This window comes from Haloarcula sp. K1 (assembly GCF_001647155.1).
In the GTDB taxonomy this organism is placed as follows: Archaea; Halobacteriota; Halobacteria; order Halobacteriales; family Haloarculaceae; genus Haloarcula; species Haloarcula hispanica.
The window spans coordinates 137,077-149,498 of record NZ_LRHL01000034.1 but is presented as its reverse complement, the minus strand read 5'-3'; the positions used below and the strand labels follow the sequence as shown (position 1 = coordinate 149,498).

The following is a 12,422-nucleotide window of genomic DNA, read 5'->3' as shown; positions in this document are numbered from 1 at the left end:
TTCCCGCAGTGATAAGAATTATTCCGTCCCGGGGTGGACGACCCGCCGAACGTCGGCCGTCTCCGCCCGGCGAACGACAGCCCGAACCGGGTTTCGCGCCCCGGAGAGGTTGTCCGAATCCCCGTCGAGAACGAGCAGGCGTGCCGGCTGCCCGGGCTTGACCAGACCGCCGCCAAGCCCAGCGATTTCGGCCCCGTTGACTGTGGCCATCCGCAGTACCTCACGGGCGGAAATGTCGTACAGCTTCGCGGTAAACTCCATCTCGCGGAACATCGACGGGCTGTTGAGCATGACGTTGTCCGTCCCGAGCGCGACTGTCGTCCGCTCGGCCAGTTCCTCGACCGGCGGGCGGCCAACGTCGGTCACGATGTTCGACCGGGGGCAGACGACGACGGGGATTTCGCTGTCGGCGACCCGTTCGAGATGCAGCGACTTGGCGTGAACCATGTGGACGAGGAAGTCCGGGTCGAGGTCGAGTGCGGGGTTGATATCGGAGCTATCGACCTCGCCCGCGTGGATGCCGAACAGCTTCCCGGCCTGTCGGGTCGCGCGCCGGTCCGCCCCGAACTCGCTGTCGTTGGCCCCGCTCGCGCCAAAGCCGTCGGCTAATTCCATTGCATCGGTCGTCTCGCGTCCGAGAATCACGCTGTCGAGGTCTGAACCCGCCAGCGCGTCCTGTATCGCGCGGACGCCCTCAACGCCGCCCTCCCGGAACTCGATGAACGCGCCAGTCCCGGACTGCTCCATGAACGACAGCGTCCGCGCCATCGCGGCCACCAGTTCGTCCCGGCTCGCATCGCGGAGCAACCGGTGTTTCAGGCCGTCCGGCGGCGCGACCAGTTCTTCCAGCGAGAGCCCCTCTCCGGCCTCCTTGGCGATTGAATCGCCGATGTGGGTGTGGGCGTTGACGAACGCCGGGACCACGATGTCGTCGCTGTCGACCGCGGTCTCCTCGACGGCGGCTATCTCCCTGTCTTCGACCACGACGCGGCCCTCGACAGCCTCGAACGACCGTCCCGTCAGAATCGTCCCTTCGAGAATCATACTCTCCGTTCGCCCGTTCTCTCAGTTAAACTCATCGAGGGTGGCATGGATACCCGTCCGCACGTCCCGGACTCTGGCCCCGTCGAGGTCGAGTCCGAGTTCGCGGATGGCCGCCGCGCCGACTCGCTCGCTCTCGGCCTCCGGCGCGTAGACGCCAAGCCGCCACTGGTCGCGCTGGGCGGCGCGGATTGCGTTGACGAGCGTCGACTGCTCGCCGAGCCGGCGGACGTCGCCGTTGACGAGGACGCGGCTGCTCGACTCGGTCATCGACGGTTCGGGCGGGATATCGAGGACAACGGCGTCGCTGTCGACGTTCGCTTCCTCGGCGATGGCCCGCTCCATCGCGCCGACCGCTTCGTGGTCGGCTGCCAGAACCTCGTCAGGCACGGCCTGCCACTCTGCCCAGACGGCCCGCTTGTACAGGTCTCGCTGGGTCAGCCGCCGCGCGTACGCCGCGGTCGCCTCGCACTGTCTGAGTCCTACGAGCAGGTCGTTGTCGTCCCACCGGCGCAGCGTCTCGGCCGTCGTATCAGTCACGGCGAGTAGCTCCTCCGTCCCGCGCCTGAGCATCGACTTGGCGATGCGGGCGACGTGGTGCTGGTAGACGGTGGGGTTCATCAGCGCCCGTGCGAGCAGGAGCGACTCGGCCGTCTGGACGTTCCCCTCGTCGAGAACGAGTTCACCGTCGACGAAACACAGCTCCCGGACCAGCCGCTCGTGGTCGATGGTCCCGTACGGGACGCCCGTGTGGTGGGCGTCACGAACCAGATAATCCATCCGGTCAACGTCCAGTTCGCCGGAGACGAGCTGGCCCAGTTCGCCCTCCCCAGCGACGAGGCCGGCCACGCGGTCCGGGTTGAGGCCGTGTTCCGAGAGCACCCGCGCGACAGGACCGTCACCGAGCAGTTCGTCCACGTCGTCGTGGTACTTGCCTGTCCGACGGTGGATGAGCGCCTCGACGTTGTGGCTGTACGGTGAGTGCCCCACGTCGTGGAGCAGTGCCGCGGCGCGGACCCGTTCGGCCTGCTGGCCCTCGATACCGAGGTGGGAGAGCGCACGGTCCGCGAGATGGTAGACGCCAAGCGAGTGCTCGAATCTGGTATGGTTCGCCGAGGGGTAGACGAGCGTCACCGTGCCGAGCTGTGAGATGTGCCGGAGCCGCTGGACCGGCGGCGTATCGAGCAATGCCGCCGCGACGCCCTGGACCTCGATGTGGTCGTGAACGCTGTCCTTGATTGTGGTCATTGCTGTGGCCTACGACGGCGGCCGGCAAAATCGTTCGCCACCGCACGCACCGGGAGGGTCGTCGCCTACCGGGGGACCCAGCCGTAGATGTGATTCAACATGACGTAGGTGACGAGCCCGAGAAACAGACTCAACCCCCAGGCGGAGACGGCGATGCGGCCCACACGGGCGTGGATTGTCTCTCTGAGTTCAGCAGGGGAGTGGGTCAGTCCGAGGACGACGGCGTGAACGACGACGGGCACGGACACCGCAGACAGCAGGATGTGGATAGCCAGCATCACGATGTACGCGGTCCAGACGAACCCTTCGGCGACGATCTCCTTCTCGAAGCCGCCGCCGACTTTGAGGATATACAGCGCCAGAAACACCATGATGAGCGTGAACGCGGTCAGCATCGCCGCGCGGTGTTTCTGGACCTCATTGTTCTTGATGAAGTAGACGCCAGCGATGATTGCGAGCAGGGCGATGCTGTTGACGACGGCGATTGCGTCACCCAGCAGGATGACGGTGTCGTTCGAGAACTCGGGGAGCGGCAACACACCGCCGAACGCGCCGAACACGAGCGCGTAGCCAACGACCGAGACGACGGCAGTGACGAGCCGCGGACGAGCGCGGGCACGCGACTGGAGTGTGTCTGCGACGGCCATAGCAACAGTTCAGGACCGGAGTGGTAACTGTGTTCTGAAACGGGCGGGAACAGCGGCGCGATTGCGAGCCGGAGCGGTGGCTGCTGACTCGGAAAAACGGCGGGAAATCCGATAGAAGCGTGGCCGAATCAGGCGAAGGTCCGGGAGACGTCCTCGTCGTCGGTCTCCTCCTGCTGGATCTTCTCCCAGGCGTTGTGGAAGTCAGCCATCGTGACCTCGGTGCGATCGTCGCGGATGGCGAACATCCCGGCCTCGGTACAGATGGCCTTCACGTCCGCACCGGAGGCGTCCGTTATCTCCTCGGCCAGTGCCTCGAACTCCACGTCGTCGGAGACGTTCATGCTGCGGGTGTGGATCTGGAAGATCTGCTTGCGGCCCTCAACGTCGGGGTTCGGGACTTCGATGAGGCGGTCGAAGCGGCCGGGGCGGAGGATGGCGCGGTCGAGCATGTCGAAGCGGTTCGTCGCGGCGATGATACGGATGTCGCCGCGGTCGTCGAAGCCGTCCATCTCCGAGAGCAGTTGCATCATCGTCCGCTGGACCTCGGCGTCGCCGGAGGTCTTCGACTCCGTCCGCTTGGCCGCGATGGCGTCGATCTCGTCGATGAAGACGACGGCGGGCTCCTCCTGACGGGCCAGTTCGAACAGGTCGCGGACGAGCTTTGCGCCCTCGCCGATGAACTTGTGGACCAGCTCGGAGCCGGCCATCTTGATGAACGTCGCGTCGGTCTCGTTGGCGACGGCCTTCGCCAGCATCGTCTTGCCGGTGCCGGGCGGACCGTGCAGCAGGACGCCGCTCGGCGGGTCGATGCCGACGTCTTCGAACATCTCGGGGCTCTTCAGCGGCATCTCGACGGTCTCGCGGACCTCCTCCATCTGCTCTTCGATACCGCCGATGTCGGCGAATGTGACATCCGGCGACTGGTCGACCTGCATCACGCGAGCGCGAACGTCAGTCTCGTCGTCGAGCTGTTTGACGATAGAGAGCGAGTTGTTGACGGCGACGCGGTCGTCGGGTTCGAGGTCCTCGCGCATCTCGTCAGTGACCTCTGTCAGGGCCTCCTGGTTGTTGCCGTGCTGTTTGATAATCACGCCGTCACTGGAGAGTTCCTGAACGGTCGCGACAAACAGCGGTGACTGCTTGAGCTTCTTGTTCTCGTGCGTAAGCCGTTCGAGCTTCTGCTGGTACTTGTTGTTTTCCGCGTTCGCGTCCAGCAGCTTGTCGCGCATCTCCTCGTTCTGCGATTCGAGCACCTCTAGCCGCTCCTGCAGCGCCTCGATCTTCTGTTGCTGAGACGCGTCATCGTCGTACGGCATATCGACCTCGTCGACGGTGTCGGTCATTACGACGCCTTTAGTAGGTGTACCGTTATGAGGCTTCGGGTAGTCCCAGAAACTGTATCGCCCGGCGTTCGTCCGGAGGGGGCCGCTACTGGCCGCTTCCTGTCCGTAGGTCTCAAACCGGCACGTTTCTTGGCCCCCATCGAAAACATCTGTCTATGCCAACCGACCGCGAAGAAGTCATCATCGTGGGCGGGGGCGTCGCCGGACTTTCGGCGGCGATATACACCGCTCGCGCCGACCTGTCGACCCGGATTATCTCGACCGGTGAGTCGATACTGAACCGCAATGCTCACCTGGAGAACTACCCGGGGTTCCCGGCGGGAATCAACCCACGGCTCCTGCTCGAACTCATGCGGGCACAGGCGCGGCGCGCCGGCGTCTGGTTCATCGACGGCGAAGCCGAGCAGGTGACGGAAACTGCGGAGGGCTTCGAGGTAACCTGTACCGACGGTGAGTCCTACGACGCGACATACCTCATCGCCGCCTCCTGGTCGGACCCGTCGTATCTAGAGGGGCTGGAGCTATCACTCGTCGACCGCGGGTCGAAGCAGTTCATCTCGACCGACGACCAGGGCCGGACCGATATCGAGGGGCTGTACGCGGCCGGCCGGCTGGCCGAGCAGCATCACCAGACCATCGTCGCCGCGGGCCACGGCGCACAGGTCGGGCTGACACTGCTAGAGGACTCAGACATCGACTTCTATCACGACTGGACCGCGCCGGAGGGGTATTTCACCGGCCGCGACCGCCCGGTTCCGCCGGGCTGCGAGGAAATCGACGAGGAAGAGCGCAAAGAACGCGAACAGGAGTCACTGGAGGTCATGCGGCGGTACTTCGAAGAACCGATGCCGGGCGAGCCGACGATGCACCCGAGTGTCGACCAGGATTCAGACTGACCCCGTTTCGAGCGAGCGTGCAACTGACTGCAGCCGTTCGATTCGCTCGGCTGTCGGCGGGTGTGACCGCGCTTCGATAGACAGGGAATCGCTCGACGCCGCCGTGTCGAACCCGTGTGGGAGGAAGCATAGTCCGCGGACGCCCGCGTACGCGGAGCGCTTGTCGGTCCTCGGGCGGTCGTCGCCCCCGCCGTCGAGTGTCTCTAACGCCCCGGCGAGCGCGGCGGGGTCGCCGGTCAACTGGGCCGCGCTCCGGTCGGCGGCGAACTCCCGAGCGCGTGACAGCGACCGGCCGAGGACGACGACGGGGGCAGTGAACACGCCCAGCGCGACGCCGCCGAACAGGACTGTCACCGCGAACAGGAACAGGAAACCAAGCGTGAACGAGAGGCTTCCGACGGGGGCCGCGAGCACCCGGGCGCTGCACACGTACGCGAAGCCGAGCGCGACCAGCCCGAGCGCATAGCGACTCCCGCTCCCGCCGGGGAGGAGGTCATCAAGCGGGTCGTACTCGCCGTTTGTCAGCGACGGGAGGAAACTGGCCAGCGTCATGACGGTCGCGTCGCGGTTGGCGACGTGCATGAGTTCGTGGGCCAGCACCGCGTCGAGTTCGTCACCTCCGAGCGTCGCCAGCAGTCCCTCGCTGACGACCACCGTCGCGCCGCCGAGCGTCCCGATGGCGAAGCTGTTTGGCACGTCGGCGTCTGCGACGGCAATCCGTGGCGGCGTGAGGTCGGCCAGTTGCGCGAGCCGCTGCACCCGTTCGTGGAGGTCGGGGTACTCCTCGGGACCGACGATGCGAGCGTCAACCTCGGCCATTGTCTGGGCTCTGGTGTACCGGAGTTGTGCCCAGACAAACGCCACGAGGGCGGGGGCGAGAACGGCCACCCACCAGGCGATGCGTGCCGACGCCCCACCGAACGGGAGGTGAGCCGCGACAGCATCCCGCACCGGCGCAAGCCAGGGTGTCAGGAGCACCGCCGCGGTCGCGACCACAGCGATGTCGACGGCGAGGAGGAGCAGGAGAGTCCACAGCATCCGGCGAGTCAGTGTCCGCATAGAGGTAGTTCTGCTATACCCACAGCGGATGAAAGGTTTTCTGTTCGGACAGTCCAGCAGTGAGGGAAAATATTTATCCTGTCACCGGAAACGGTGCTACAGTGTCAACAAAGCTGGTTCGTGCCGCCCTCGCCCTCCTCTGTGCGGTCGCTGTCCTGTTCGGCACGGCGCTGTTTCCCGGCGCGCTCGGCGTCGAGTTCGAGTCGAGCGGTCCCCTCGACAGCCGAGCGAGCGAGCCGGTCACGCCCGACGGAACAGCACCCGACGACGTCGACAGTGGGTCGACGCCGGTAGCGACGAGCGATGGGGCAGAGACGACGCCGAGGACGAGCGACGAGCCGGCAGCGACAGCGACGCCAACACCGACGGAGACGGCGACAGCGACGCGGGTAGCCGGTGAAGGCGAAGACAGCGGGTCCCCAGTTCTGGTGAAACTGATCGGGCTGGCGCTTATCGGCGGGTTCGGCGCCGTCGCGGTCGGTGTCATCCGGGCGGCATCAGACCCGGAACGCGACGGGTCGACAGACGCCGGATTCCTCCTGCACCCGCTCCTCGACAGATTGGCCGGGACAGTCGTCTCGGCGGTTTCGAACGGCGCGGTTGGGCGGACCATCGGCCGGATTCCGAAGGTAACGACCGCCGCGCTGCTCTCGGGGTCGTCGGCGCTCTCACGAGTCGGGGCCGGTATCAGCGCCGTCTCCGGCGGTGTCCTGACCGGATTGGCGACGGGAATCGGGTCGGTCGGCACGATGTCACTGCGAGGGGTCGCCGGCCTGCCGAGTACGCTCGGGTCGCTCTCGGTCGCGCCGTTCAGAGCCCTCAGGGGCTTCGGTGGGACCGGCGGCTTCCTCGCCTCAGTCCGAAGTGGCGTCGATAGCCCGCCGCTGTTTGGTTCGTCGGACTCGGAGCAGCGGCAGTCGACGGCCACCGAATCGACGGCAGAGGCGGACGACGGCCCGGACATCGATAGCCTGTCTATCCAAGAGGCATGGGCACTACTGGCCGACCGCGTCTCCGTGTCGGACCCCGAGACGGCGACGCCCGGCGAGTACGCCCGCCGGGCTATCGACAGCGGACTTCCGGCAGAGCCCGTTCGACGGCTAACAACCCTCTTCCGCGAGGTCGAGTACGGCGGGCGGTCGGCGACCGGTGCCCGAGCCGAATCGGCCCGGAACGCCCTCAGACAGCTCCTCGGCGGAGGTGACGACTGATGAGCGATTCAGAGTCACGACAAGGTGAGACCGCCAGCGCAACCATCGACGTCAGCGTCGAACGCCCGACGCCGGGGCGCAAGTTCGTCCGGCACACGCTGTTGGGACTCGTCGCACTTGCCGGGGCGGTGTTCGTCGTTACTTTTCCCTCAGTCCTCCCAGATGTCGGCAGCGGGACGGCTAGACGGCTCCGGCTCGGTGCAAGTATCGGAGCCGTCGTAATCGGCCTCTTCGGTCTGTATACTGTCGTGTTGACACAGGAGTCGGACCTCCCGCCAGTGAAAGGGAGCCAGCCGCGTGACCCGTATCGTGACGACGGTACAGACGACGAGCCGGCAGAACTGCTCGACGAACTGCTGGAACCCGAGGCGACACAGGCGAAATCCGGCGATATGGTCGGCGATGATATCGACGAGCTACTCGCGAAGATCGACGGACGTGTCGACCCCTACAACGGCCTCGAAGCGAGCTATGCGTCCGAAGTCAGGAACAGGCTCCGCGAGGCCGCGAGACAGGTGCTGGTCGAAACGGCGGACATGTCGACGGAGGCGGCGGCCCGGGACGTCCGTACTGGCTCGTGGACGGACGACCGCCGGGCGGCCGCCTTCCTCGGCGGCCCGGACGCACCCGACCCGCCAATCGAGATGCAACTACGTGACTGGGCCAGCGGCGAGGGGTTCGACCGGAAAGTCGAAGCGGCGGCGACCGAGATACGACGGCTCCAGCGAGGTGAGGGTGCATGAGCACCCGAGAGACCACACAGCGCAACGTCGGTGTCTCGGCCGCGCTAGTGGCCGGCGGGGCCGGAATCGTCACCGGGAACCCGGCGGTTTTCATGGTCGCGGCAGTGGCGCTGGTGTACGCGGCCTATCAGGCGGCCATCGGCGACCCTGAACCGACGCTCACGGTCGAGCGTCACGTCGAACCGGCCGACCCGGTCCCCAGGTCGGAGGTGACAGTGACGCTGACGCTCACGAACGACGGGGACGCGACCCTGCCCGACGTTCGCGTCCTCGACGGCGTCCCCGAGCGGCTCGAAGTCGTGGACGGCTCCCCGCGCTTTGGCACCCATCTCGAAGCCGAGGCGTCGGGTTCGGTCACCTACACCGTCGAAGCCCGGCGCGGGGACCACGCGTTCACCGACGTAGCGGTCGTCTGCCGGAACCTGACCGGGACCGTCGAGTTCGCCGAGCAGGTCGCCGTCGAGACGACACTCTCGTGCAGTGCCAGCGTGGACACCGTCCCGCTTTCGGGACAGACACTCTCCCAGTCCGGGCGCGTGCCGACGGACGCCGGCGGGAACGGCCTCGCTTTCTACGCCATCCGCGAGCACCAGTCCTCAGACCCGATGAACCGCGTCGACTGGAACCGCCTCGCGAAGACCAACGAGCTGGCGACAGTCGAGTTCAAGGAGACGCGGGCGGCCACCGTCATCACGCTCGTGGATTCCCGACACCCCGTTGCGGGCGAGACGGGCACGCCCACGGCTGTCCAGTTCTGTGCCTACGCGGCCCAGCAGGTCGGCTCGGCGTTGCTGGACATGGACAACCGGGTGGGTGCCGCGGTCTACGACAGTTGTGAGACGCTCCAGCCGTCGGCCAATCGGGCACAGGAACAGCGATTGGAGGCGTTTCTAGAGGGGACTGTGAACGGGGCGGCCACCGGGTCGTCGGGGGCCCGCGGTTCATCGCTGCTCGACACCGGCACCCGAACCCGGCGGATGCAGTCGCCGACCGGGATGACAGACCGGTACGGCATCGCCGACGGCGGCGACGCGGTGGCGACGCTCGACCGCTCGATACCGAGCGAGTCACAGGTCGTGTTCTGTACGCCCCTGCTCGACGACCGGGCGGCCGATGCGGCGAAACGGCTCGCCGCGTACGGGCACGCGGTCACGGTCGTCAGCCCGGACATGACGACCGGGGACAGTCCGGGCAGTACCGTCGAACGAATCGACCGAACGGCCCGCCTCGACAACCTTCGAGGGAGGGTTCGGGTCGTCGACTGGACGCCCGCGGAACCGCTCGCCAAAGCCCTCATTCGCGCAACGGAGCGGTGGGCATGACGGAACTCGACAGTCGGCCGGCGGCATCGAGCGCGGCGCTGGCCGGAACAGTCGCGGTGCTCGTCTCGCTCGCCCTTGCCGTCGCTGTCGTGGACCCGATACTAGTCCTGACCGGCTTCGTCGGCGGGCTCTGTATCGCAGCTGGGGTCTGGGCGCTCCGTAGCGATACCCACGACCGCATCGCCGGCGGCAGCGTTGCCGTCGTCATCGGCGCGGGCGTGTTCTGTGGAACCGCGCTGTTGGCGACTGAATACTGGTCGCTCGTCGTGGCGCTCGGGTTCCCGCTGGCCGCCACACTCGTCGTCATCGACGCGAGTAGCGGACTGGTGCCGCCGACCGACGCGACGGACGAACTCACGGCGATGCTCGACGAGAGTTTCGTGGTACTGGTGGTCGGTATCTGCGCCACAATCGTCTGTGCCGTCGCCGCTGCCGTCAGGCTGCCCTGGGTGCTCGTCCGTGTCGTTGCCGGCTTCTCGGTCCAGCCGCTCGTGGGCTTCGTGACGCTACAGGCTGGTGTCCTCCTCACCCTGTTGTTGCTGGACCGGGTCACGGAGACGCTGGAATCGTGGATTCCGGCACCCACGGCGACGACCGACCGGACGCTCGGGCGACTGGACCTGCTGGGGACGAGCTGGTGGGACGTCGACCGCTACGTCAAAGCCGCTGTGGGCCTGCAGTTGCTCGTGGCGTTTGTCCCGACAGCACAGGGACTGTTCGACCGCTTCCTCGATAGCCTCCCGGTGCTCGGCTCGGCCCTGAGGGTCGTTCTCAGTGGTCCGCTCCACCTCCCCCTTGTAGCCGGACTGCTGACGTTACTGAGTATCCTCGTCGTCGAACGGCTCCGGCAGTGGCTGCTACAGTGGCTGGGGGACAACCCCGGACGGTTGCTGGCGCGGCAGGCCGGCAGTATCGTGGTTCCTGTGGTGCTGCTGCTGGGCGCACTGGTCCTTACAGCCGCTGGCGTGACCCGGCGAGTAGCGCCTACGTATGCTGGAGGCGGTCACTACGGCTCGGCGACCGTGCTCCTCCTCGGCGTCTTGATTTCGGTCGTCGCCCTTCGCGGACTCATCACGCTGCTGACCGAACTGGTCGGTGCGGAGTTGCTGTCCCGACGTGTGGCAGGATTCGCGGCCGGAAGCGGGCTCCTGTTTGTCATGACGCTGCTCGGCGCGGAGCACGGACTCGCACCGATACTCGTCCTCGTCGGGAGCGCGGCGGCACTGCTGGTCTGGGATGCCGGCGCGCACGCCAGCAGTATTGGCCACCAGCTGGGCCGGGACGCCGAAACGACGGACAGCGAGTTCGTCCACGTCACCGGAACTGCGGCCGTCCTCGCCGGAGCTATCCTGCTCGTGATGCTCGTCAGGTACGTGCTCATCCCGATCGCGGTTCCGACCACGTCGGCCGGGCTCTCGCTCAGCTCGGTGGTCGCGCTCGGACTGGTCCTGCTTGCGATAGCCGCCTTCACTCTCGCGCTGAACGCCCACGACGGGGGACCACGTACCAGCAGCGACAGGAGTGGTACGCGAAACGAGCAGCCCGCTACTGACGGCGACTAGGCCCGCCGGAGAGACAGGGGCTTTTACCCCCGCACCGCGAACCGGCAGGTATGCTGACCGGAGTCAACGTCGTCCTGGGGGTGTCGGGGTCTATCGCGGCCGTCAAGACGGTGGAGCTCGCACACGAACTCCGACGACAGGGGGCGTCCGTCCGGGCCGTGATGACCGACAGCGCGACGGGCATCGTCCACCCGTGGGCACTCGAGTTCGCCACGGACAACGAGGTTGTTTCCGAAATCACGGGCAGTGTCGAGCACGTCGACCTCTGCGGGCGCTCGGGCTGGGGGGATGTGCTCTTGCTCGCACCGGCGACGGCAAACACCGTCGGGAAGGTTGCGGGAGCCATCGACGACACACCTGTGACGACGTGTGCGACGACCGCTCTCGGCGCGGACGTGCCGGTCGTCGTCGCGCCGGCGATGCACGAACCGATGTACGACCACCCCGGCGTGCTGGACGCCATCGACCGCGTCGAGTCCTGGGGGGTCGACTTCGTGGACCCGCGGATCGAGGAAGGGAAAGCCAAGATTGCAACGGAGGAGGCCATCGTCACGGCGACTGCACGGGCCGCGGACGACCGGCCGCTTGCAGACGAACACGTCGTCGTGACCGCAGGTGCGACCACGGAGTCAGTCGACCCGGTGCGGACGCTCTCGAACCGCTCATCGGGGCGGACCGGCCGGGCAGTCGCACGGGCCTGTTACGCCCGCGGGGCCGACGTGACGCTCGTCCACGACGGGCCAGACGTGCCGTACGCCACCGTCGAGCAGGTCGAATCAGCCGCGGAGATGACCGAGGCCGTTCGTCGGGTCGCCGACTCGGCCGACGCGCTGGTCTCGGCGGCCGCCATCTCGGATTACACCGTCGAGCAGGCACCGGAGAAAATCAAGAGCGGACAGGCGGAACTGACGCTGACGCTGCAACCGACGCCGAAGCTCATCGACACCGTTCGGTCGGCCCACCCCGACCTCCCTATCGTCGGGTTCAAGGTCGAAACGGAGGGTGACGACGAGACGCTGATCGAGCGCGCCCGCGAGATACGCGAGCGGGCCGGGCTGACTTTCGTGGTCGCCAACGACGCGAGCGTGATGGGGGCCGACGAGACGCGCGCCCTGCTCGTCGACGCGGACACGGCCACGGAGTACGTCGGGGACAAGGAGGGACTCGGCGCTCGTGTCGCCGACGAAATCGGTGACCATCTGTCCAGTCGTGGCTGACCGCGTAACCGATTACGAAATAGTTTTGCGTGTTCCGTTGCTCCGGTCCGATAACGACAGTACTGCCCGACGAACCGCTATTCGGAGTTTCTAAACAGATACTGTGACTGTACTACCACCCCGTCGCCTGCTC

At 66.6% G+C, this 12,422-nt stretch carries 11 protein-coding genes; 6 read left to right on the top strand and 5 right to left on the bottom strand.

The window, feature by feature from the left end; translation table 11 throughout:
• Positions 1-18: 18 nt before the first annotated feature.
• From AV929_RS11370 to AV929_RS11355, 4 genes are all read right to left on the bottom strand, one after another.
• The gene (locus tag AV929_RS11370) at positions 19-1,044 is read right to left on the bottom strand and encodes an amidohydrolase family protein (protein WP_064288298.1); all 1,026 of its coding nucleotides are present in this window, start codon (positions 1,042-1,044) and stop codon (positions 19-21) included.
• Between the two features lie 21 nt (positions 1,045-1,065).
• Positions 1,066-2,289 (bottom strand): HD domain-containing protein, encoded by a 1,224-nt coding sequence (locus tag AV929_RS11365; protein ID WP_064288297.1) that lies wholly within the window; start codon positions 2,287-2,289, stop codon positions 1,066-1,068.
• 65 nt (positions 2,290-2,354) lie between these two features.
• Positions 2,355-2,936 carry a DUF420 domain-containing protein gene (locus AV929_RS11360; RefSeq protein WP_064288296.1) on the bottom strand — a complete coding sequence of 194 codons (582 nt, stop codon included), beginning with the start codon at positions 2,934-2,936 and terminating at the stop codon, positions 2,355-2,357.
• A gap of 128 nt (positions 2,937-3,064) precedes the next feature.
• Entirely contained in the window at positions 3,065-4,279 is a 1,215-nt protein-coding gene (locus AV929_RS11355; protein ID WP_014039701.1) for a proteasome-activating nucleotidase, read from the bottom strand.
• Between the two features lie 155 nt (positions 4,280-4,434).
• Here AV929_RS11355 and AV929_RS11350 point away from each other — a divergent pair, with 155 nt between their 5' ends.
• Positions 4,435-5,175, top strand: a complete 741-nt coding sequence (locus tag AV929_RS11350) for an NAD(P)/FAD-dependent oxidoreductase (RefSeq protein ID WP_064288295.1) — start codon at positions 4,435-4,437, stop codon at positions 5,173-5,175.
• Here AV929_RS11350 and AV929_RS11345 read toward each other — a convergent pair.
• Positions 5,167-6,234, bottom strand: coding sequence for a M48 family metalloprotease (locus AV929_RS11345; protein WP_050007422.1), 1,068 nt, complete (start codon positions 6,232-6,234; stop codon positions 5,167-5,169). The genes AV929_RS11350 and AV929_RS11345 overlap by 9 nt on opposite strands.
• A gap of 101 nt (positions 6,235-6,335) precedes the next feature.
• On the opposite strand from AV929_RS11345, the gene AV929_RS11340 reads away from it, so the two are divergent.
• Genes AV929_RS11340 through coaBC form a run of 5 tightly spaced genes read left to right on the top strand, consistent with a single transcriptional unit; the run spans position 6,336 to position 12,289 of the window.
• Positions 6,336-7,445 (top strand): DUF4129 domain-containing protein, encoded by a 1,110-nt coding sequence (locus AV929_RS11340; RefSeq protein WP_064288294.1) that lies wholly within the window; start codon positions 6,336-6,338, stop codon positions 7,443-7,445.
• Positions 7,445-8,188, top strand: coding sequence for a hypothetical protein (locus tag AV929_RS11335; protein ID WP_014039697.1), 744 nt, complete (start codon positions 7,445-7,447; stop codon positions 8,186-8,188). The genes AV929_RS11340 and AV929_RS11335 overlap by 1 nt, the downstream gene beginning before the upstream one ends.
• Positions 8,185-9,510, top strand: coding sequence for a DUF58 domain-containing protein (locus tag AV929_RS11330; protein WP_064288293.1), 1,326 nt, complete (start codon positions 8,185-8,187; stop codon positions 9,508-9,510). The genes AV929_RS11335 and AV929_RS11330 overlap by 4 nt, the downstream gene beginning before the upstream one ends.
• Positions 9,507-11,072, top strand: coding sequence for a hypothetical protein (locus AV929_RS11325; protein WP_064288292.1), 1,566 nt, complete (start codon positions 9,507-9,509; stop codon positions 11,070-11,072). The genes AV929_RS11330 and AV929_RS11325 overlap by 4 nt, the downstream gene beginning before the upstream one ends.
• Before the next feature lie 50 nt (positions 11,073-11,122).
• On the top strand, positions 11,123-12,289 hold the full coding sequence (gene coaBC / locus AV929_RS11320) for a bifunctional phosphopantothenoylcysteine decarboxylase/phosphopantothenate--cysteine ligase CoaBC (RefSeq protein WP_064288291.1): 1,167 nt from the start codon (positions 11,123-11,125) through the stop codon (positions 12,287-12,289).
• Positions 12,290-12,422: the final 133 nt, after the last annotated feature.